General features: G+C 61.9%; 19 protein-coding genes. 10 read left to right on the top strand and 9 right to left on the bottom strand.

Annotation, left to right across the window (positions count from 1 at the left end; translation table 11 throughout):
• Positions 1 to 305: 305 nt before the first annotated feature.
• The 7 genes from ACWHTU_RS10455 to ACWHTU_RS10425 form a co-directional block, all read right to left on the bottom strand.
• Complete coding sequence (locus tag ACWHTU_RS10455; RefSeq protein WP_447859293.1) at positions 306 to 1,133, bottom strand: HAD-IIB family hydrolase; 828 nt, start codon at positions 1,131 to 1,133, stop codon at positions 306 to 308.
• Positions 1,134 to 1,306: 173 nt separating this feature from the next.
• On the bottom strand, positions 1,307 to 1,690 hold the full coding sequence (locus ACWHTU_RS10450; RefSeq protein WP_447859291.1) for a fibronectin type III domain-containing protein: 384 nt from the start codon (positions 1,688 to 1,690) through the stop codon (positions 1,307 to 1,309).
• A gap of 435 nt (positions 1,691 to 2,125) precedes the next feature.
• Complete coding sequence (locus ACWHTU_RS10445) at positions 2,126 to 3,217, bottom strand: sulfate/molybdate ABC transporter ATP-binding protein (protein WP_447859290.1); 1,092 nt, start codon at positions 3,215 to 3,217, stop codon at positions 2,126 to 2,128.
• Positions 3,218 to 3,233: 16 nt separating this feature from the next.
• On the bottom strand, positions 3,234 to 4,031 hold the full coding sequence (locus ACWHTU_RS10440) for a sulfate ABC transporter permease (protein ID WP_447859289.1): 798 nt from the start codon (positions 4,029 to 4,031) through the stop codon (positions 3,234 to 3,236).
• 8 nt (positions 4,032 to 4,039) lie between these two features.
• Positions 4,040 to 4,897, bottom strand: a complete 858-nt coding sequence (cysT, locus tag ACWHTU_RS10435; RefSeq protein ID WP_447859288.1) for a sulfate ABC transporter permease subunit CysT — start codon at positions 4,895 to 4,897, stop codon at positions 4,040 to 4,042.
• 4 nt (positions 4,898 to 4,901) lie between these two features.
• Complete coding sequence (locus tag ACWHTU_RS10430; RefSeq protein WP_447859287.1) at positions 4,902 to 5,969, bottom strand: sulfate ABC transporter substrate-binding protein; 1,068 nt, start codon at positions 5,967 to 5,969, stop codon at positions 4,902 to 4,904.
• Positions 5,953 to 6,417 carry an RrF2 family transcriptional regulator gene (locus tag ACWHTU_RS10425; protein WP_447859286.1) on the bottom strand — a complete coding sequence of 155 codons (465 nt, stop codon included), beginning with the start codon at positions 6,415 to 6,417 and terminating at the stop codon, positions 5,953 to 5,955. Before ACWHTU_RS10425 ends, ACWHTU_RS10430 begins: the two co-directional genes overlap by 17 nt.
• A 256-nt stretch (positions 6,418 to 6,673) precedes the next feature.
• Between ACWHTU_RS10425 and ACWHTU_RS10420 the strand changes: the two genes are divergently transcribed.
• The 8 genes from ACWHTU_RS10420 to ACWHTU_RS10385 all read left to right on the top strand — a co-directional run bounded on the left by ACWHTU_RS10420 (position 6,674) and on the right by ACWHTU_RS10385 (position 17,734).
• Complete coding sequence (locus ACWHTU_RS10420) at positions 6,674 to 7,642, top strand: glycine--tRNA ligase subunit alpha (RefSeq protein ID WP_447859285.1); 969 nt, start codon at positions 6,674 to 6,676, stop codon at positions 7,640 to 7,642.
• Between the two features lie 26 nt (positions 7,643 to 7,668).
• On the top strand, positions 7,669 to 9,816 hold the full coding sequence (gene glyS, locus ACWHTU_RS10415; protein ID WP_447859284.1) for a glycine--tRNA ligase subunit beta: 2,148 nt from the start codon (positions 7,669 to 7,671) through the stop codon (positions 9,814 to 9,816).
• A gap of 15 nt (positions 9,817 to 9,831) precedes the next feature.
• Positions 9,832 to 10,347: a hypothetical protein gene (locus ACWHTU_RS10410; RefSeq protein WP_447859282.1), complete on the top strand. Its 516-nt coding sequence runs from the start codon at positions 9,832 to 9,834 to the stop codon at positions 10,345 to 10,347.
• 26 nt (positions 10,348 to 10,373) lie between these two features.
• Entirely contained in the window at positions 10,374 to 13,166 is a 2,793-nt protein-coding gene (gene ppdK / locus ACWHTU_RS10405) for a pyruvate, phosphate dikinase (RefSeq protein ID WP_447859281.1), read from the top strand.
• Positions 13,163 to 14,290 (top strand): bifunctional diaminohydroxyphosphoribosylaminopyrimidine deaminase/5-amino-6-(5-phosphoribosylamino)uracil reductase RibD, encoded by a 1,128-nt coding sequence (gene ribD, locus ACWHTU_RS10400; protein WP_447859280.1) that lies wholly within the window; start codon positions 13,163 to 13,165, stop codon positions 14,288 to 14,290. The genes ppdK and ribD overlap by 4 nt, the downstream gene beginning before the upstream one ends.
• A gap of 9 nt (positions 14,291 to 14,299) precedes the next feature.
• Positions 14,300 to 15,607, top strand: coding sequence for a carboxylesterase family protein (locus tag ACWHTU_RS10395; RefSeq protein ID WP_447859279.1), 1,308 nt, complete (start codon positions 14,300 to 14,302; stop codon positions 15,605 to 15,607).
• Between the two features lie 23 nt (positions 15,608 to 15,630).
• The gene (locus ACWHTU_RS10390) at positions 15,631 to 16,803 is read left to right on the top strand and encodes an MFS transporter (RefSeq protein ID WP_447859278.1); all 1,173 of its coding nucleotides are present in this window, start codon (positions 15,631 to 15,633) and stop codon (positions 16,801 to 16,803) included.
• A 274-nt stretch (positions 16,804 to 17,077) separates the two neighbouring features.
• A complete protein-coding gene (locus tag ACWHTU_RS10385; protein ID WP_447859277.1) occupies positions 17,078 to 17,734 on the top strand; it encodes a riboflavin synthase in 657 nt (218 codons plus the stop codon).
• A 74-nt stretch (positions 17,735 to 17,808) separates the two neighbouring features.
• Here ACWHTU_RS10385 and acs read toward each other — a convergent pair whose 3' ends face one another.
• Positions 17,809 to 19,698 carry an acetate--CoA ligase gene (gene acs / locus ACWHTU_RS10380; protein WP_447859276.1) on the bottom strand — a complete coding sequence of 630 codons (1,890 nt, stop codon included), beginning with the start codon at positions 19,696 to 19,698 and terminating at the stop codon, positions 17,809 to 17,811.
• A gap of 223 nt (positions 19,699 to 19,921) precedes the next feature.
• On the opposite strand from acs, the gene ACWHTU_RS10375 reads away from it, so the two are divergent.
• On the top strand, positions 19,922 to 21,313 hold the full coding sequence (locus tag ACWHTU_RS10375; protein WP_447859275.1) for a caspase family protein: 1,392 nt from the start codon (positions 19,922 to 19,924) through the stop codon (positions 21,311 to 21,313).
• Positions 21,314 to 21,350: 37 nt separating this feature from the next.
• Here ACWHTU_RS10375 and ACWHTU_RS10370 read toward each other — a convergent pair whose 3' ends face one another.
• The gene (locus ACWHTU_RS10370; RefSeq protein ID WP_447859274.1) at positions 21,351 to 21,521 is read right to left on the bottom strand and encodes a hypothetical protein; all 171 of its coding nucleotides are present in this window, start codon (positions 21,519 to 21,521) and stop codon (positions 21,351 to 21,353) included.
• Positions 21,522 to 21,802: 281 nt separating this feature from the next.
• Here ACWHTU_RS10370 and ACWHTU_RS10365 point away from each other — a divergent pair, with 281 nt between their 5' ends.
• A complete protein-coding gene (locus ACWHTU_RS10365; protein ID WP_447859272.1) occupies positions 21,803 to 22,369 on the top strand; it encodes an LPP20 family lipoprotein in 567 nt (188 codons plus the stop codon).
• Positions 22,370 to 22,381 lie beyond the last annotated feature (12 nt).

Raw genomic sequence — 22,381 nt, 5'->3', positions numbered from 1 at the left:
CAGCGCCTCGACGGATTCGCGGCCTTGCCGCGACGTTCCGCCGAGGTTCTTCGCGTCCGGTCGGAACCGGAGCAGCGCGCGGGCCGCTCCGCGAATCTGATCCCCACCGTCACGATCCTCGTCTGCCGCTCGGCGGGTTTCCGCTATATCAGCGACCTTCATCTGCTTGTGACTATTCCGCGGTCAGGTTGGACAGGGTGATCCTGGCACCGTTGGAAGGCGCGCAAACCACACCGGCATGCTCCTCCATTTGCATTGTCACGTGAGAAGGAAGGAATGTGGCGCCCGCCGCCGGGCATCGACCCTCAGGCTGAGCGGTTGAGGCAGTCGAGGATCGCGCGATTCCAGCCCGACGGGCCGATGCCCGGGGCCTTGATGAGGTGAGGCAGCGTCACGGCCCGATCATAGGATCCATCCGGTTTCTGGACCAGAATGGGCTGATCTACGGCGGCTAATAGGGGGAGATCGTTCGCGCTGTCTCCTACTCCGACGGTGACGGGCGCGCCGGTTTGTCCTCCGTTCCGACGGCGATAGCAGTCGATCAGGATGCGACAGGCCTTGCCTTTGTCGGAATCGCCGACGAGATGGTGGAACCTCCCTCCTGTCAGGCAGCGCAGGCCCCGGCTTTCAGCCAAACGTGCCACTTCTTCCACCAGCTCCGCTGGCCCGTCGATGAGGAAGGGTTCATCATAGTTCCGTTGTTTGGCCAGCACGGCGTCGGCTAAGGAGAGCCCGGCCCGTTCGGCGATCTCTTTGGCCGGCATGTCGCCGAATCCCCGCAACGGGCACCCCACCGCCTGCGCGATTTCCTTCAGCGCGGCGCGCAACCGCGCGTAGGGCGTACCGAGTTCGATGACTTGATGGCTGCCGCGTAAGACCGCTCCTTCGACCGGGAAATCGAAGTACCCTTTGGGGATGAAAATGCCCCCGCCGTTTTCGGTGACGAACGGGTGGCGGAGGTCCAAGCGGAAGCGGAGCGGCTCGATTTCCGCGCGGGTCTTGCTCGAGACGGGAATCAGCGGAACGTTCCGGATGCGAAGCGCGTGCAGCGCCTCCTGCGCTGCCTCCCAGGAGTAGGTCTCCGCATCGAGCAGGCTGCCGTCCAGATCGCTGAAGACGATCAGGCTGATCATGGGCCATCGGATCACGGGCCGATGACCCAGACCTTACTGGAAGCGTTCGGAGTTACGCAACCGGTTGGGCGCACACTATGCAGAAAGAAAGGCGCGTACAGGGAAAGTTTCTCTGACGGAGGGAAAAAGGTGACGACGCAAGCCGACACCCCGACCGCGCCGGCGGGGAAGGGTCACGGGGTCGCGCTCACTTCGTCCGAATAGCCGCTCTCGCCGGCGCTGTTATAAGCGGTTACGGCGAAGTAATAGGTCGTCCCAGGCTGGAGATTGGCCACGGTGTAAGTGGTGTTCAGGCCGGCATTTGCGTATGTCTGATAGCGTCGCGAGGAGGTCCCGTAATACACGTTATAGCCCTGGACGGTCGGATCATTGACCGGATCCCACGCCAAGGTCGCGGTCGCCCCCGTCGGGCCTGTTTCAGTCAGTACCTCCGGGCTCGATCCATCCGCTCCGCCTCCGCACGCCGTCAGCGACGCGGCGAACAGGAGAAGCGTGCCGATCGTCACCAGCCGTGGCAGCGTGCGCCGCGGTTGGCGGCATCTTCTTTGTCTTTCCATCGATACTCCCTCGACCGTCGATTGCTCGCCGCAAGAGCCACCATTACACCCGCTGCGGTCTCACTACCGATCTTCGGTCAGACATCTGAAGGTCGTTCGGGTCCAAGCAAGGGCGATGCCGACGCGACGACAATCGGAAGTTCGCTCCAGACGCGGGCAAGCGATGGGTCGGAACGGCGCCCTTTCGCACTGATGCAGGCGCTTCCCTGCGGCCACCCGACGGTGATTTTGCATCTCATTGATCTTGCGTCAAAGAGCGCTCGCATGATTTCCCCTACATGCCGCGGATGTGAAACAAACGTTCGGTGAGGCTGTGGCTCACCCGTGAGGCAGGAAACAGGAATTCCCTTGGCCACGGACCAGGAGCTGATCGCTCGGAACTGCTCGCTATTCGCTATTGGGGGAGAAGGGACGTTGCGAAGCCGCCGAAGTAAGCTACGGAGTCAACAGCCCGCTTACCGGAGGGGGTTCGGGAGGGGGAACCGGTTTGCCTTCCTGGGGCAAAAACCGGAAATGCGTCACGGCGAAAGAGACGGGCTGGCCAACCTCCAATCGGCATTGGCGGAATTCTTCTTTGTTCATGCGCGAGCGGAGGATCAACCCGTCGCCGGTCTCGATTTCGAGTCGGTAGGCCACCCCGAGAAAATAGACGCGGCGGAGCCTGGCTTGTTGGCGAAAACGGGCGGGGTCTTCCGACACCTTCACGTAATAGGGACGGAATCCCACCTGCAAACGGTGGCCGTCCTGAAACCCCGGAGCCGGAAACTCCAACGACCCCACGCGGACCAAGCCGTTCTTCACCTCACCTTCCAGGATGTTCATGGATCCGATGAACCGGGCGACGAATTCTGATGCCGGTTCCTCGTAGACCTCCGCCGGCGATCCGACCTGCTCCAGGCGGCCTTTGGAAAACACGATGAGACGATCGGAGACCTCCATTGCTTCTTCCTGGTCGTGGGTCACGAAAAGACTGGTCACGTTGAGATCGTCGTGCAGGCGGATCAACCACTCGCGCAACTCCTGCCGCACCTTCGCATCGACGGCGCCGAACGGTTCATCCAGAAGCAGGACGCTGGGCCGCGGCGCCAGCGCACGGGCGATGGCGACGCGTTGCCGCTGGCCTCCGGACAACTGGTGGGGATACCGATTTCCGAGTCCTTCCAGCCCCATCAAGCGCAGCAACTCCGCCACCCGCGCCTCGACATCCGACCGCCGCCACTTTCTGATCGTCAATCCGAAGGCGACATTGCCGAAGACGGTGAGGTGCTTGAACAGCGCGTAATGCTGAAACACGAACCCGATGTTGCGCTGCTGGACAGACAGGTCATTCACCCGCCTCCCGTCGATGAAGATCTCGCCGGAGGTGGGCGTTTCGAGCCCGGCGATAAGCCGGAGCACCGTCGTCTTGCCGCTGCCGCTCGGTCCCAAAAGACCGAGCAATTCGCCTTCCCGAACGGCGAACGATACGTCGGAGACTGCCTGCACCGATCCGAACCGTTTGGAAAGCCCGCGCACCTCGATCTTCATGGCGTCTCGCGATTGGTCAGGCCTGTAGTACCGCGGCGGCGCGGGCTTTGGCGATCTCCAGCAGCGCCAAGATCCCGAACGACACGGCCAGCAGCGTGAAGGCCACCGCGTTGGCGGCCGTGTAATTGAAATCGACGTAGCTTTGGTAGATGTGCAACGTCGCGGTCTGGGTCAACATGAGGATGTTGCCGGATACCACCAACACCGCGCCGAATTCCCCGATCGCCCGCGCGGCGGTCAGCGTCGCGCCGTAAATCAATCCCCAGCGCAGCGACGGTAAAGTGACTTTCAGGAAGACCTGCCATTCGTTGGCTCCCAACGTCCTGGCGGCTTCTTCGCCTTCGGTGCCGATCGTCTGCAGCAACGGGGTCAATTCCCGGACGACGAACGGAAAGGTGACGAACAAGGTGGCGAGTACCATGGCCGGCAACGCAAAGAGCACTTTTATGCCCGCCGCGCCCAGCATGGTTCCCAAGATGGTCTCCGGACCGAACAGCAGGATCAGCATGAACCCGGCGATGACGGGCGACACAGCGAAGGGCAGGTCGATGATGCCACTGAGCACCGTTTGGCCGACGAACCGCTGGCGCGCCAACACCAAGGCGGTGATCGTGCCGAACACCACGTTGACCGTCAGCACGATGGCCGTGATCTCCGCCGTGAGCACGAATCCGTGCACCGCTTCCGGCGTGGTGATCTCCGCCCAGAACGCCGAAACGCCCTCGCCGAAACTCTGGACCGAGAGGTATGCGATGGGGCCGATCAGCAAAGCCGCAAAATAGAGCCAGACGGTCCCGATCAGGAATGGTTTCATCGCGTGATTTATGATGCGACCGTCATCGGCGCGCGGCCTCTAGGGCGTAGAAGCGCGGGCATCCGCTCGCCCGGGGGACGGGTCAACCGTTCCAACAAGACAAGAGCCAGAAAAGACACCGCCAAAATGGCGATGGATACCGAGGTCGCGCCGCGCGGGTTATAGCTTTCGATCTCGCCGTATACATAGACCGAGGCGACTTGCGTCTTCATCGGGATGTTGCCCGCCACAATGACGATCGCCCCGAACTCGCCTAGGGCGCGTACGAACGTCAAGAAGACGCCGGTCAGCAGGCCTGGCAACACCGACGGCACCGTCACTGTCCAGAAGGTCGTCCAGGGACTGGCTCCCAAGGTGAACGCCGCCTCCTCCGGTTCTCGCTCCAGCTCTATGAGCACGGGCTGCAGAGCGCGGATGGTGAACGGCATGGTGACGAACAGCATGGCGAGGACGATGCCCGGTTTTTCGTACAGAATCGCCAGCCCTCGGTCCTGCAGCCAGGCGCCGAGGACACCGGTCGGACCGTAGATCGCCGCGATCATCAGGCCGGCGACCAGGGTCGGGATGGCGAACGGCAGATCGACCAAGGCGTTCAGAAACCACTTGCCGGGAAATTCGTAGCGGACGAGCACGACCGCCGAGATCGTCCCGAGCACCGCGTGGATTACCGTGGTGATGAGCGCCGTCTCCAGGGTGAGCGTCAGGGCCGCGAGCGCCTGCGGCTGTGTCACGTCCTCGACGAACCGGCCAGGCCCTGCGACCAACGCCTCGCGACCGAGGGCCGACAGCGGCAGCAGAATCAGACAGACGACGTAGCCGACGGCGGCAGAGCGGAGTGCGAGCTGGATCACCCTGCGCGATCTCATGCGCTCATCCGTCTCTGGCCAACTCTTCCACCGTCTTGGTCCAAAGACCTTGCGGCCCGAAGAGGCGCGCTCTGACGGCGTCCCAGCCCCCCAGATCCGCGATGGTGAACAGGTTGGCCGGGCGGGGAAAAGCCCCGCGGGCGCGGACCGTCGCCGCCTGATTCACGGGTCGAAAGCCGAGTTCGGCAAACGCGGCTTGTGCTTCATCGCTGTGCAAAAACGCGACGAAGGCTTCCGCCACGTCGCGTACCTTATGGCGATCCACATGGCGATCGACCACGGCGACCGGATTCTCGATCAGCAACGTCTCGGACGGCACGATGATCTCGTACGGACGCCCGCTCCAGACCCGTGGCAACAGCTCGTTCTCGTAGGTCACGATTACGTCGCCGATGCCGCGCTCGAACGTTGTGACCGATTCGCGTCCACTCTTGTCCATCACCTTCACGTTCCGTTGAATCCGCTTCAGCAGTCCGGCTGCATAGGCTTCGGCCGCGGCACCGTCCGCCGACCGACCGGGGCCGACCTGCTGCGCCCACAGCTTGAGCCCGGCTCCGTAGATCGCGACGATATCCCACATGGCGCCGCCCGACGTTTTGGGATTCGGGTACAGCACCTCGACGCCCGGCCGAGCGAGATCCTCCCAGGTCGCGATGCCTTTGGGATTGCCTTTTCTCGTCCCGAACGCGACCACCGACGTGGTGATCACGCCGCCGTGCGGCCCTTTCCGCCAATCATGGGAGATCGCGCCGGCTTTGGCAATTTGATCAAGGTCGCTCTCCAGAGACAGCGCCGCCACGTCCGCTTCGAACCCTCCGAGAATCGCGCGCGCCTGCGCGCCCGAGGCCCCATAGGAACTGCGCACGCGAACCGTCTGCCCCGTCCGCTGTTTCCAATATCGTTGAAAGGCGGGGATGATCTTCCGTTCATAGGCTTCTTTCGGTACGCTGTAGGCGGCCAGAATGAGTTCGCGCGCGTCTTCGGCTGAGATCGGGACAGCCGGAAGCAGCAGTAGCAACAGACCGACCGACACCCGACCGGCTATTCGGCTGAGGCTAATTCTTCCCTTCATATCCTTCCTGCGGCCGCTTTGCTTTCTTGCCCTTGACGAATTCGCTGAGCGTGTAGTTGTCGAGAATATCGGCGATGGCGTTCCGTACCTCCAGCATCACGTCTTGAATCGGGCACCGCGCTTTTTCCGCATAGGGGCAGTCGCGACACTTCTGATAGGCGGTCTTGCTGACGCAGCCGAGCGGCGCCAACGGCCCGTCCAAAATGCGAATCACCTGGCCCAGCGTGATCTCGTCGGGGGACTTAATCAGCACATACCCGCCGTTGACGCCTCGGCGGCTCGCTAGAAGCCCTGCCCGCTTGAGCGCCAGAAGAATCTGTTCGAGAAATTCCAGCGGGATATTTTGACGTCTGGCGATTTCCTGACGGAGCAGGACTGAGCGGTTGTAATGGGAGACGAGCTCCAAAAGGGCTCGAAAGCCGTATTCGCTTTTTTTGGAAAATTTCATAAACCGGCACTGTACAGAAGTAAAGTGAGTTAATCAAGTTTTTGGACAATGACGCTTTCGGGAGTTTAACCGAAAATGGGCCAGCGATCATGTCATCGCGTTGTCGCCCGATCGCTTCACCGTCCCGGCTCTAGCGTCTTTACGTATGCTCGGTGCACCTAGCCCGGCTTGACTCTCCCGGCGTTTCTTGTTAGCTTGGCAGCTCGACTGAACGAAGGTTCGCCGCCGCTGTCAATCCCCGAAGAATGGACCGCTTGTGACCTTCCAGGACCTGATTCTCTCCCTTCATCGCTACTGGGCCGATCAGGGGTGCGTGGTCCATCAACCCTATGACCTGGAAATGGGAGCCGGCACGTTTCATCCCGCGACGTTTCTTCGCGCCTTGGGGCCCGAACCCTGGCGATCAGCATACGTGCAACCGTGTCGGCGTCCGACCGACGGGCGCTACGGCGACAACCCCAATCGACTCCAGCACTACTACCAATATCAAGTTGTGCTCAAGCCGTCGCCCGACGACATTCAGACGCTCTATCTTGAAAGCTTGACCCGCCTCGGCATCGATCCGACCAAACACGACATCAGGTTCGTGCAGGACGACTGGGAATCTCCGACCCTGGGTGCCTGGGGATTGGGATGGGAAGTGCGGCTTGACGGCATGGAGATCACGCAGTTTACGTATTTCCAGGAAATCGGTGGCATCGAGCTGAATCCGATCACGGTCGAGCTCACGTATGGGACCGAACGTATCGCGATGTATCTCCAACAGATCGACAACGTCTATGACTTGGTTTGGACGGACTCGGTCACCTACGGCGACATTCACCACCAAACCGAAGTCCAGTTCTCCCGGTATAATTTCGAACAGGCGGACGTGGGTATGCTGATGGCCACCTTTCAAGCCTTCGAAACGGAGTGCCGGAACCTGCTGGCGTGCAATCTGACGCTTCCGGCCTACGACTACTGCATCAAGACTTCGCATCTGTTCAATCTGCTCGACGCGCGGGGCGCGATCAGCGTGGCGGAACGGACGGGCTATATCGCGCGGGTCCGTGGGCTCGCCAGGCAGTGCGCAGAACGGTACATCGCGGAACGGGAAGCCATGGGCTATCCGCTGCTTAAGCGGGATAAGGACCTGGCGTCGAGGGCTCGAGCCGGCGCGAAGGAAAGGCCGCACGCCGGTCGCCGTGCTACGGGCGGTGCGCGGCGCTCATTTCTGGGTCGATGAAGAAACCCGCCAAACAGCGTTCGGGCGTGATACGCCGAACAATCAAGCCGGCGGCCGCCGAGTTGCTTCTTGAAATCGGGACCGAGGAACTGCCGTACCAGTTCATCCCTCCCGCCCTTCAGGCCCTCAAAGATTCGGCTGAGCGGCTGCTGCAAGACCAACGCCTCGCGTGCGGAGCCATCCGCACCTTCGGGACGCCGAGACGGTTGGTCTTGGTCGTCGATTCGCTGGTTGCTCGGCAACCCGCGGCGGTGAAAGAAATCATGGGACCGTCCAAGGCTGTCGCCTTCGATCACGCCGGCGAGCCGACTAAGGCCGCGCTGGGTTTCGCCGCCTCGCAAGGGGTCTCGGTCCAAGACCTGCAGATCCGGCAGACCCCCAAAGGCGAATACGTTTTCGCAGTCAAGCAGGAGCAGGGCCTTCCGGCCCATGCTGTTTTGGCCGAGCATCTGCCCCGCCTGATCAGCGGACTGTCGTTCCCCAAGTCAATGCGCTGGAACGCCTCGGGGATTCGATTCGCGCGCCCGATCCGGTGGCTGGTCGCCCTCTACGGAGAGCGTGTGCTGCCCATCGAAGTCGGCGGCGTGACGGCTGGCGACCGCAGTTTCGGGCATCGCGTGCCGTCGACGGGCAAGCCCGCCGTTTCTCAGAGTTTTCGCGTCACCGGCTTTTCCCAGTACTTGAAAGACGCCGAGCGTCACGGCGTGATCGTCGATCAGGACCGCCGCCGCCGGATGATCGCGCAGCAATTGACGGACCTCGCAAAGGCCGCCAAGGGCCATTTGCAACGGGATGAAGATCTGCTGGAGCAGGCGGTTTACACGGTGGAGTATCCCAAGACCATCCTGGGCGGGTTCAAACCGCACTACCTGTCGCTGCCCAAAGAGATTCTGATGACCGCCATGAAGGAGCATCAGGGCTATTTTTCGCTGGTGGATCAGAAGGGCGCGCTTCTGCCGAACTTTCTGGCCGTGACCAATATGAGGTTATCGAACATGGACCTCATCCGCGCGGGCAACGAGCGGGTGTTGGCGGCGCGCCTGGCCGACGCCAAGTTTTTCTTCGACGAAGATCGAAAGATCCGGTTGGCCGACCGGGTGGACAAACTGAGGACCGTGACGTTTCATCAGAAGATCGGCACGCTGTATCAGAAGACCGCCCGCATGGTCCAGCTTGCCGCGACGCTGGCCGAATTGCTGGGCCACAGCGGACTGATCAAGGACTGTCAACGCGCAGCCGAATTGAGCAAGGCCGATCTGCTGACCGGCATCGTCGGCGAGTTCCCGACCTTGCAGGGCATCATGGGCGGGGAGTACGCCAAACACGACGGAGAATCCGAAACGGTGAGCCGGGCCATCCGCGAGCAGTATCTCCCGCGTTCGATGGAAGGCGAACTGCCGGAGACGCCAGCGGGCAACATCCTGTCCCTGACGGATCGGCTCGATACCATCGCCGCCTTCTTCTGGGTGGGACTCGTGCCGACCGGTTCCGAGGATCCGTTCGCGCTTCGGCGACACGCCACCGCCGTCGTGCGCATCCTTCTCGAAAACCGCCTGCGCCTGAACCTCGCGGAAGCGATCGCGCAGGCGACCGCCATCGTGGCGGCCGACGGGTTCACGCCCAGCGGTTCCGAACAGGATGTCCGACGACGCATCGTCGAGTTCATCTTCGAACGGATGCGACACTACAGCCGGACGGTTCATGGGCTGCGGGACGACGTGATGGATGCGGCTTTGAAACCGGCCGAAACGGAACCGTTCGATCTGCTCGATTTGCTGGCCAAAATGCAGGCCCTGCAGACCATCACAAGCCGCCCGGAGTTCGATTCCTTGATGGTCGGCTTCAAGCGGGCGCACCGCCTCGTCGAAAAGGAACGCTGGGACCGCAAGCCGGTCGATCCGACGCGGTTTCAGCACCCGTCTGAATCACAATTGCACGAAGTCGTTGCAGATGCCGACCGGCGCCTTCCGTCGCTTTTGAAAGACGGGCGGTACGACGAGGCATTGGACGTACTGGTGCGAATGAAGCCGGCCATCGATGAGTTCTTTGCGGGCGTCATGGTCAACGCGGACGATCCGGCGGTCCGCGGCAACCGCCTGTCTTTGCTCCTGGAAGTGGACCGCCTCTTCGCCAGCGTCGCCGATTTCTCCCACATTCTGGTGCAGGGTCATTGATGAGAGTGCGTGTCGATGGGCCACCCGTTTGTCACCTCCGCCACTCCGCATGAGAGCTCCGAGGAGCGCCGAACCAGACGGTTGCGCCGGTTCTCGCTGGGGGTCACCATTGCCATGATGGTGCTGTGTAATGCGGTCTTTCTGCTCGGTATCTGGGCGAGCGGCGTGAATCTGGACCGCCTCGTCCGCCTCCCGGACGTCTTCAACCCCAAACAGGACATCTGCCTGCGCCAGACATGGCAGAAAGTGATCGGTTCCGACGAACTGGTTCAACTCTGTTCCGAATGGATCAATCTGTCTGATCCTTCCGGTCGAACGCACCAGTTCCCGAAAGACACGCAAGTCAAACAGGGGGCGGACGGACGGCTGTATTTCGATCACGGGGCCCGTGTGGATTATCGACTCTTCGTGTTCGTTCTATTCGTCGTCAGCATCCTGGCCGGCGGCCTTCTGTTGAAACGATATCTGGTGTCCCGTTATAAGCTACGGCTGGACTCGGCGGATTCCAAACCATCATCCCTTACCCGGTAAGCTCGTCAGGAGAAGGAGACGGCAGCGTGGGCAAGAAGAAATACGTTTATTACTTCGGAGACGGCAGGGCGGAAGGCTCCGGCGGCATGAAGGAACTGCTCGGCGGTAAGGGCGCCGGCCTGGCCGAAATGACCAACCTAGGCATCTCGGTTCCCCCTGGCTTCACGATCACAACTGAGGCCTGCGTCGAATATTACAAGCGGGGCAGGACCTATCCCCCGGGCATGTGGGACGAGGCGCTCGCGGCCCTGAAAAAAGTCGAGCGCTCCATGGGCGCAAAGTTCGGCGACCCCCACAACCCGCTGCTCGTCTCCGTGCGGTCCGGCGCGCGCGCCTCGATGCCGGGCATGATGGACACCGTGCTCAACGTCGGGTTGACCGAGCGGACGGTCGAAGGCCTGGCCGCCAAGACCCGCAACGATCGCTTCGCCCAGGACAGCTACCGCCGGTTTGTCGCCATGTTTGGCAGCATCGTCATGGGCGTCGGACGAGAACATTTTGAAGTCATCCTTAAACATAAGAAAGCTGAACTCGGCGTGACGCAGGACACGCATCTCGACGCCAAGGCGTTGAAGGAACTGGTCGCCAGTTACAAATCGTTGATCCGGGAACACACGCAGCGGGAGTTTCCCGACGATCCTTTCGAGCAATTGAAGATGGCGATCGATGCGGTGTTCTCCTCGTGGTACGGCGCCCGCGCGGTGACGTACCGCCGGCTGTACCACATCCCGGACACCTGGGGTACCGCGGTCAACGTCGTCGCCATGGTGTTTGGCAACATGGGCGAGACCAGCGGCACTGGGGTGGCGTTCACGCGCGATCCGGCGACCGGCGAGAAAAAGTTCTTCGGCGAATGTCTGATGAACGCGCAAGGGGAGGACGTCGTCGCCGGCATCCGGACGCCGCTGCCGGTCAGCGAACTCGCCAAGCTCCTGCCGAACGCCTATAAGGAGCTCGAAGCCACGTACAAAAAGCTCGAGCGCCATTATCGCGACATGCTCGACCTGGAGTTCACCATCCAGGAGGGCAAGTTGTACATGCTGCAGACCCGGGTTGGGAAACGGACCGGGATCGCCGCAGTGCGGATCGCCGTGGACATGGTCAAGGAAGGCCTGATCTCCAAAAAAGAAGCCGTTCTCCGCGTCGCGCCCGATCAACTGGCTCAGTACCTTTATCCGATTTTCGACCCCAAGGAAGAGTCGAAATGCACCGCGTTAGGTAAGGGTCTTCCGGCCGGCCCCGGCGCGGCTGCCGGGAGGATCGCGTTGACGCCGGACCGCGCGGTCGAAATGAAGGCCGCCGGCGAGCGGGTGATCCTCGTCCGGCAGGAGACCAGCCCGGACGACATCCACGGTATGAACGCGGCCCTGGGCTTCCTGACGGCGCGGGGGGGCATGACAAGTCACGCCGCGGTCGTGGCCCGGCAAATGGGCAAAGTCTGCGTGGCCGGCTGCGACGCGGTGGAAGTCGAAGACGGCCAGACGGTCCGGATCGGCGCCAAGGTCTTCCGGGAAGGCGACTACATCTCGATCAACGGTTCGACCGGCAACGTCTACGACGGCGATATTCCCGTTGTGGAATCCGAGATCATTCAGGTCCTGCAAGGCAAACTCGATCCGGCCAAGTCCGAGAAGTATCGGTGTTTCACCACCGTGTTGAAGTGGGCGGACGACGTGCGGCGCCTCCGCGTGAGAGCCAACGCCGACGTGCCGGAGCAGGCGCAGATCGCCCGCGGCTTCGGCGCCGAGGGCATCGGTCTCTGCCGCACCGAGCACATGTTTTTCGCCGAAGATCGGATCCCGATCATGCAGCGTATGATCCTGGCTCGGACCCGGGAAGAGCGCGAACGTTACCTCGAGCAACTGCTGCCGCTGCAAAAGCAGGACTTCATCGGCCTGTACCGGGAGATGAAGGGGTATCCGGTCACCATCCGCCTCCTCGACCCGCCCCTGCACGAATTCCTCCCGCATCGGGAAGAGTTGATGGTGGAGATCGCGAAGCTGGAACTGACCGGCGGCGATCCCGCCGTGATCGACGAGAAGCGGCGCTTGCTCGCGCGTGTCGAAGAGTTGCACGAATTCAACCCGATGTTGGGCCTGCGTGGTTGCCGGCTGGGCATCACCATGCCGGAGATTACGCGCATGCAGGTCCGGGCGATCATGGAGGCGGCCTGCGAGGTCGCCCGCGAGGGCAAGAAGATCGTTCCAGAAATCATGATTCCCTTGGTCGGCATGGTCGCCGAAATGAAAGCACAGAAGGATCTGATCCGCGAGGTCGCGCAGGAGACTATGAAGCGGTATAACACGAAGCTCTCCTACCTGGTCGGCACGATGGTCGAACTGCCGCGAGCGGCCGTGACCGCCGACCGGATCGCAGAGGAGGCGGAGTTTTTCTCCTTCGGCACCAATGATCTGACGCAGACTACCTTCGGATTTTCCCGCGATGACGCCGCCAAGTTCGTCGACTTTTACAAGACCGCCAACATCCTCGACGTTGATCCCTTCGCCGTGTTGGACCGGGAAGGTGTGGGTGCGCTGATGAAATTGGCGATCACCGGCGGTCGGAAAACCCGTCCCGACATCAAGCTCGGCATCTGCGGCGAGCACGGCGGCGATCCCAGTTCGATCGAGTTTTGCCATCAGATCGGGCTCGATTACGTCAGTTGCTCTCCCTACCGGGTCCCGATCGCGCGACTGGCTGCCGCGCACGCCGCCCTCAACGAAGAACGCGCCCAGTCGACATCCGTGTCGACGAAGCGGACGACCCGAACGGCGTCGCGTTCGCGCCGCCGTTCCGGAACGACCCGCACCTCGCGGTGAACCGGCAGGCGCTCGACCGCCGCTACATGACCCTGGCCCTTCGATTGGCCACGAAGGGGCTGGGGCGGACCAGTCCCAATCCGATGGTCGGAGCCGTGGTGGTGTCCAAGGGACGCATTGTCGGCCGGGGATACCACCGAAAAGCCGGCGGTCCACACGCCGAAGTCCTCGCCCTCCAGCAAGCTGGTCGGCGCGCGCGGGGAGGCACCCTCTACGTTACGCTGGAACCCTGCAGCCACACCAACAAGCGCACGCCCCCCTGCGTGCCGTTGGTCATCGCTTCGCAGGTCCGGCGGGTGGTCGTGGCGATGGTCGATCCCAACCCGCTCGTGAAGGGGAGGGGGATCCGTCAGCTTCGACAAGCCGGGATCCAGGTGGATCTCGGCTGCTGTCGCGAACGGGCCGAGGCGTTGAACGCGGCGTATTGTCATTGGATCACCACCGGTCGCCCGTTCGTCATCCTCAAGGCTGGAATGACGCTCGACGGCAAGATCGCCACCGCCTCCGGCGAAGCGAAATGGATCACGGGGGATGCGGCGCGCCGACATGTGCATCGACTGAGAAGCCGGGTCGACGCGATCATGGTCGGTATTGGGACGATTTTGCGCGACGACCCGGAGCTGACCGCTCGGATCGGCGGACGAGCAGGGCGATTGGCCGTTCGTCAGCCGTTGCGCGTCGTCGTAGACAGCCGACTCCGCCTTCCCCTTGACGCGCGTGTGACATCGGTCGCGAACGGTGTCGCCACGCTCGTCGCGGCCACGACGAACGCGCCGCGCGCAAAACTCGCCCAACTGGAGGCGCGGGGCATCGAGGTCCTGACCTTCCCCGGTCGGGACGGCCGTGTTCCCCTACCGACGCTGCTGGCCGCCTTGGCCAAACGAGGGATCACCAGTCTGTTGTTGGAAGGGGGAAGCGAATTGAACGCCTCGGCACTACGGGCCGGGCTGGTCGATCGTGTGATGCTGTACGTCGCACCTCGCTTGCTGGGAGGCCGGGACGCCATCGGCTTGATCGGCGGGCCTTCGCCGGCGCGCTTGGGAGAAGCCGTCGTCCTCCACCGACTCAGCGTTCGAAAGATCGGAGAGGATAGGCTGATTCAAGGCGACGTGTGTCACGTGTGAGAACCTACAATGTTCCGTCACCGTTCATGGGCGACCCTCGTCGGATCGGTCGTCGCTGGTGTCCTCGCGGCGTTCGGATCCTGCGTCCACGCCGCCGAGGGATCCGTTCCGCAAGCTTCACCGGCCCTCGCTTCTCTGATCCTGGACTACCTCACCGTCACCGATGCCGACCAGGCCGATCGGTTGTTGGCCTTGCTCCTCCGCCACCCTGACGCCACATTGCCGGCCGTCCAGCAGGCGTTACAGTCCGGACGTCCCTATTTACCAATGCCGGTGGGAATGCAGCCCAATGAGCCGCTTATCGTCAAAGGGGAGACTTATCGCTTCGGCTTGTACGTTCCGCCCTCGTACGAACCCGTAAAGGACTACGCCCTCGTCGTCTGCCTTCATGGCGCCGGGTTTACGGGCGACCAATACTTGGAGCGATGGCGCACCCGCCTGGGCGACGACTACATCCTGGCCTGTCCGACCATTCCGCGGGGGGCTTGGTGGACCCGAAGCGCGGAGGACCTCGTTTTGGCGACGATCCGAGTCGTTCAGTCCCGCTACCGCATCGACCCCGACCGGATCTTCCTCACCGGCATGTCCAACGGCGGGATCGGCGCCTGGATCATCGGCGCCCACCATGCGACCCGCTTTGCGGGTCTGGCGCCGATGGCGGGCGGCCTGGATGAAGTCCTGTTCCCCTTCCTGAGCAATCTGCGTTGGACGCCGGTGTATGTCATTCACGGACGAAAGGACCAGGTCATGCCGGTAGATCTCAGCCGGTCGATCACGAAAGAACTGTCCAGGCTCGGCTATACCTTCGTCTATCGCGAGCATGACCGCACGCATCCCGTCGCCGGCGGCCACTACTTCCCGCGGGAAGAGCTCCCCGATCTTGTCGCCTGGTTCAGCGCCCAACGGCGGATTCCGTTGCCCACGCGATTGACCCTTGTTCGCGATGCGTCGCACCTTCTGCCGTTCGGGTGGGTGCGGATCGACGCCACCGATCGCATTGCCGCGTTCAGCGAGAACCTGCTCGACGACAGTGATGAGGCCATCCGGCAACGTCTGTACGCCAGGCTAGAGGCGGAAATCGTCTCGCCCAATCGCATCGACATTCGCTGCGAGCGGGTACGCCGCTACACCCTGTTCTTGAACGACCGGCTGGTGGACCTCTCGCGACCGGTGACGGTGATCACGAACGGTCGGATCTCCTACGAGGGGCCGGTCTTCCCGAACGTGGAAACCCTCTTGCGACAAGCGCGCCTTCGACAAGATCCCCGGGAACTGTTTTCCGTGCAGGTCACGATCGCCGTCGAGCAGGCGCCGTGACCGCCCTTCATGGCGTATCTTCGATGACGGGTTCGCACAGCTTCATCCTGCTCTGCGGGATCGGTTTCTTGTGTTTCATCAGTTACAACCTCGTGCGGATGCCGGTCCTCGCGCTCTTCGCTGAATCGCTCGGCGCCGGTCCCGAAGGGATCGGTCTCATTGTGTCCGTCTCGACCTTGACCGGCGTGTTTCTCAAGCTGCCGTCCGGTGCCCTTTCCGATATTTACGGCCGGCGGCTGCTGCTGCGGGTCGGCATTCTGGCTTTCGGGTTGCCGCCGTTCGCCTATCCGTTTGTCTCCGACTTGCACACCCTGACGGTCCTCCGATTTGTGCACGGGCTGGCGACAGCGATTTTCGCGCCCAGCGCGCTGGCCACCGTCGCGGACCTGTTTCGGGAACGGCGCGGCGCCGCGTTGGGCACGTACACCGCCTGCACGCAAGCCGGAGCGTTGCTGGGACCGATGATCGGGGGCTGGCTCGTCTACGCGGCCGGGTTCTCCACGACCTTCGTGACCGCGGGGGTCTTCGGCTGCATGGGCTTGCTGGTTTTTTACAGTCTCAGACTGAGTCCGCTGCCGCCGAACTCGCGTGACAAGGGTCTTCGGCCCGTGCTGGTCGAGATGTGGACAGGCTTTGCGGCCATCGCCCGCAACACGCGGGTGCTGGTGACCAGCTCGACGGACGCGGCCAAAATGGTCGCCAACGGCGCGTTAATGGCGTTTCTCCCGATCTATGGTGTGGCGGTCGGGTTGAACCCAGGCGAGATCGGCATGCTGTTCGGCATGCAAGGGATCACGTCGTTCTTGTCCAAACCGATCATGGGACGGGTCTCGGACCGGATCGGCCGGCCGCCGCTGATTCTCCTCGGACTCGTGATCTGCGCCACGACGTTCGCGCTGATGCCCCGCATCGCCGACTGGCCGGTTCTCCTGTTGTTGTCGGCCGGCTTCGGCTTCGGCGAAGCCGTCGTCACATCGTCCTCTTCGGCGCTGGTGGCGGACAGCTCGGGACCGAAAACCCTGGGCGCAGGCATGGGCATGCAGGGGATGATCACGGATATCGGCCACGCCAGCGGCCCTTTGCTGGCCGGATTCCTGATCGCCCGCTTGAACTATGAGCACGCATTCGCCATCATCGCCGGCCTCCAGCTTGGCGCAGCGGCGATCTTCTGGAGCACCATGAGAATGCGGGCTTAACCGGTTGCGCTTGCCTCGCGTCTCCCGCGCCGCCGATCGAACGGGACACGGGCAGAAAGCGCCGCCCGTGCGGTGTCCGTGGCTTCGTCGTTTTCCAGGCAGGGACAAGAGTTGCTATAATACCGCCGCCAGTTCGAGGGGATCGGGCGTGAGGCCGGAATACGGCACCGAAGATATCGTCGTCGGCGTGTTGGCCGCGCTGGGCGTGGTTGTGTTAATCGTGGTTTTTGTCTGGGTGTTCCGCGAAGTCATGTTAAAAAAATAGGAACGACGTATGTTCACCGGCATTGTCGAAGAAATGGGCGTGGTGAGCAGTCTGGTCAAAGGCGTCACCGGGACACGTTTGAACATCTTGGCTTCGGCCATCCTGGCTGACCTCTCGGTCGGGGCGAGCGTCAGCGTGAACGGCACCTGCCTGACCGTCACGACGAAGACCGAGCGGGAATTCTCCGTGGATGTCTCTCCTGAAACGCTCTCGGTCACGACGCTGGGCAGCCTGGCGGCCGGTTCGCCGGTCAACCTCGAGCGGGCGATGAAACTGAACGCGCGCATCGGCGGCCACCTGGTCTCGGGACACGTGGACGGGATCGGGCGGATCCGGACCAGGCGTCAGGACGGGGACGCCGTCATGTTGGTCATCGAGGCGCCGAAAGAAGTGCTGCGGTATTGCGTGCCGAAAGGTTCGATCACGGTGGATGGTATCAGCCTGACGATCAACGACGTCTCCGACCGGTCGTTTACCGTGTGCATCATTCCGCACACGGCGAAAGTCACGACGCTCGGCGTCAAGCAGGAAGGGGAGTGGGTGAATCTGGAATCAGACTTGATCGGGAAATACGTCGAGCGGCTGCTTCAAGAGCGAGGTCATCTTCCCGCCAAGCCCGCCCCCGCGATCGACAGGGATTACCTGCAGAAACGGGGATTGATCTGATTAAGGCGATCGGCTCTCAGTTCCGGCTCTTTTGCCCGAGGGCCGATCAGTCCGGCTGACGACTTTGTGAGGCGTCACTCTTCAATCGTCGAAATATCGCCCGGGTCTTGTCCCATCTCCTTGGCCTTGAGGACGCGCCGCATGATCTTGCCGGATCTGGTTTTCGGCAGCGACGGCACGATCTCGATTTCCTGCGGCACGGCGATCTTGCCCAGTTCGTTCAGCACGTGATCCTTCAGCGACTGGATGAGGTCACGGCTTTCCGGGTATCCCTGCTTGAGGATCACGAACGCTTTGATCGACTCCCCTGCCGTCTTATGGGGTTTGCCGATCACCGCCGCTTCTGCCACGGCAGGATGGCTGACCAGCGCGCTTTCGACTTCCGCCGTTCCGATCCGGTTGCCCGCAACCTTGATCACATCGTCGGCACGGCCCATAAACCAGAAGTAGCCGTCCTCGTCTTTGCGGCACACATCGCCCGCCGTGTAACAGTCGGGAATCGTGTTCCAATAGACCTTGTACCGGTCCGGGTCCTTATGGATGGTTCGCATCATGGCCGGCCAGGGCTTCTTGATCACCGCAAACCCGCCGGCATTGGCCGGCAGGCTCCTGCCCTCGCGATCGACCACGTCGGCTTCGACGCCCAGAAACGGCCGTGTCGCCGAGCCCGGCTTGAGCGGGACGCAGGGAAGGGGGGTGACCATGATCATGCCGGTCTCCGTCTGCCACCAGGTGTCCATGATGGGCTTGTCGCCGCCCGTCACGCGATGGAACCATTCCCACGCCTCGGGGTTGATCGGCTCGCCGACGCTGCCGAGGATGCGGAGAGAAGACAGGTCATATTTCTTCGGCCATTCCTCGCCGTATTTCATCAGCAGGCGAATCGCCGTCGGTGTCGTATAGAAGATCGAGACGCTGTACCGTTCGATCAGTTCCCACCAGCGGCCGGGGTGGGGATAGTCGGGTTTGCCCTCGGCGGTCAGGATCGTCGCCCCGTTCAGCAGAGGACCGTAGACGATGTAACTGTGCCCCGTGACCCAGCCGGGATCGGCCACACAGAAATAGACGTCCTCGTCCTTGAGGTCGAAAACATACTTGGCGGTTAGATACGTCCCGACCATGTATCCCCCGTGCACATGCACGACGCCTTTCGGCTTTCCGGTTGTGCCGGAGGTGTAAAGAATGTACAGCGGCGTCTCGGAATCAAGTCGCTCGGCTTCGCAGACGGCGTTCTCGCCCTGCATCCAATCGGTCCAATCGATTTCCTTCGGTGCCGACAAGGTGATGCCCGGCGTTTCACGTCGGACTACAACGACCGTTTCGACTGTGGGGCAGGTGGTGAGCGCCTGATCCACGACGCCTTTGAGGTTGACGCGCTTTCCGCGATCGTATCCGACGTCCGCGGTGATCACGATGCGGGCCTCCGCATCCTGAATCCGGCTGGCCAACGCCGGCGCGCTGAATCCCGAGTACACGACGCTATGTATGACGCCGATGCGTGCGCAGGCCAGCATCGCCACGATTTGTTCAGGAATCTTCGGAAGATAGATGGTAACCCGATCGCCTTTGCGCAATCCCAGTGCCTTGAGGGCGTTGGCGCACCGGTTTACCTGGCGATACAATTCGCCGTACGTGAAGACCCGTTCCCGGCCGTCTTCTCCCACCCACATGACGGCCACCTTGTTCTTGCGCCAGGTTTTGACGTGCCGGTCCAGGCAGTTGTAGGTGATGTTGCAGGTCGCGCCGACGAACCATTTGGCCCAGGGATAGTTCCACTCCAACACGCGGTTCCAGGGCGTGAACCATTCCAGTTCCTTCGCCGCCCGATCCCAGAACCCTTCCGGGTCGGCGATGGACTGTTTGTACTCGGCGTCGTAATCTTGAATGTAGGCACGGGCTTTCGTCTGCGCCGTCGGATAAAAGACGCGTCCTTCTTTCAACAACGTATCGATTGTTTCTTCCATCGTCCGCTCTCCTTCTCTGGCGGGTGGCGAGGCGGCCAGCGCGCCGCCGGAACGCCCGCCATTATGAGCAAGCCTCCGCGCATTCTTCAAGGGTTTGCTGGGCTGCCCACAGCCCTTCCTCTCTCTTCCCGGTTCTTGGGTCACCACGTTTCTTGACAGTGAACGGAGCGCCAGAGTAGGCTGATGCGACGACATACGTACGGCTATGAGACTGTGTCTTAGAATGACGCGCTGCTGCTTTTTTTTACGGTCCCGTCATCCCCTCCAGCTCCCGGGCGCGCGCGCCATCGTCTTTGTGGTCTGCCTGCTTTTCCTAGGTGCTCCTGCCCTGGCGCAGAAAGGCAAGCCGGAGGGTCTGTACTACAAATCTTGGGCGGTTGTCATCGGCATCGAGAACTATCTCGTGGCTCCAAAATATCCTGGAGCCGTTGAAGATGCGAAAGCCGCGGCGGCGGCGCTGCGTGAGCTCGGGTTCGAGGAAATTCTGGAGATTTACGACAAGGATGCGACGTCGCGCGGCCTCCGCCACATTCTGACGGACTACTTGCCCAGAAAAGTCGGTCGGATGGATCGCGTCGTCATCTTTTTCGCCGGGCACGCCGGGGTCACCCAGGACCAGACGGGCAAGGATCTTGGCTATCTCGTTCCTTGGGACGCACAGCCGAACAACGCCGCCAAAGCCATCACGTTCGATCTGCTGAAGGACTTCAGCCGGCGGGTGATGTCGAAGCACACGCTCTTCCTGCTCGATACGGGTGTGCGGGGATGGGAAATCACCGCGCCGCAGCAACTGTCGCTGGAAGGACGGGCGGCGCCGGAAGAGGACACCGAAAAGCGCGCCGTGCAGGTCTTGACTGCCGCCGACAAAGGAGAGGTGCCGATCCGAAAAGACGGCCAAAGCGTGTTCATGACGGCGTTGCTCGCTGGGCTGAAGGGTGCCGCCGATGAAAACAAGAACGGCTGGCTCATGGCCAGCGAACTGGGCGCCTACGTCAAACAGCAGGTCGAGCGCATGACCAACGGCGCGCAGCACCCGCAATTCGCGCAACTGGACGGCGACGGGGACGGGATCCTGATCGAAGGAAAAAAAGCCGCCTTCGTGCTGGGGCCGGAGCCCAAGACGGAAGCCGAGCGCGCCGCGGCGGCGAAGACGCAGTATGAACAGGCGTTTCTGCTGCTCCAACAGCAGAAGTCCGCCGAGGAAGCGTTGGATCGGTTGAACAAGGCGATCGAGTACAATCCTTCCTTCGGGGACGCCTATGTACTGAAGAGTTACCTGCGGTTGGAAATCCTGCCCAATCTGGACGAGGCACTGTCGACTGCCCGTCTGGCGGTCCAGTACGCGCCGAAAAATCCGGATTCCTATTACACGCTTGGATTGATCTTCCAAAAACGCGGCCAATACGCGGAAGCCGAAAATGCCATGCGGCAAGCCTTGGCCATCAATCCGGACTACGCCGATGTCTACTATTCGCTCGGCACCCTCTATGCGGACGATTTGAAAGATCGCAAGAAAGCCGTCGAAGCCTTTCGCCGCTATCTCGAACTCGGGGGAACCGATTCGCGGGCCAAGTTCATCGTCGAGCAGAGCGAGACGCAGCCCCCCGAGAAGTGAGCATCGCAACGAGCGAAAGGCGACACGGTCTCGCTCGTCAGTCTCTGGCGCCACCCTTTAAATAGCCCAATCCGATCTTGATCGCCCGCCGGGTGATTTCAGCCCATCGCGTCTGGGGATATTCGGCCAGCACCGCCGCCGCTTTCGGATCTTGCACGTCAAGCTCCACGATCTTGATCACCCCGTCTTGAATCTGAACTTCGGCCACGGTCTCCTCCTTGACCAACCAGCCGGACGGCGGGCAGCGAACAGCCACGAGCGGGATGAGGTGTGGTCCGCGCCGGTTCCGAAAAAACGAACGCCGGTGCTGCGCCGCCACCCATGCTGTTGCGTTGACAGCTTAGGGGGTGCATGTTAGCATCTTTTCGAGAGTTTTTGTCGTACTTGTACGGCGATCGCGGCTGGGCTGTTTGGGACAACCAACGAGAGACGCGCCGCGCTTTCCCGTTCACCGACCACGGCATCAGCACGCACGAAGGAGGGACTTCCATGCGCACATCCACCGGACTTTCTGCGACTCTCACGGGATGCGGACTTGCCCTTACGCTGTTGATCGGGTTGACCGCCTGCGGCGGGCCTCCGACTTGGGTCAAGAAGGGGTCGGGTGCTTACAACGACAAGGATTCGAAGGCCTTTTACGGGGTCGGATCGGTGGTCGGCGTCAGGAACGAACCGCTCGCCTGGGATACCGCCGAGAACCGTGCTCGGGCCGAGATCGCAAAACACTTCGAAACCTATACCGGTTATCTTATGCGGGACTATGCTGCCTCCACCACGGCCGGCGATTTCACCAGGAACACGGAGGAGCAGCACGTCGAGCGGGCCATCAAGACCATCACAACCGTCACGCTCAGCGGCGTCCGTCCCGTCGACCGTTACAAGGACGAAAAGACCGGCACCTATTATGTGCTCGCGAAGCTGAGCCTGGAGGACATGAAAAACAATTTGGAGCAGGCCAAGGAATTGAACGCCCAAGTGCGCGACTTCGTCCGGAAAAACGCCGACCGCCTCTTCGAGCGACTGGAAAAGGAAGAGGAAAAACGGGCCAATCGGTAGTCTCCCTCTCTC

It is taken from the genome of Nitrospira calida (assembly GCF_976986435.1).
This window is presented reverse-complemented; position numbering and strand designations above follow the sequence as displayed.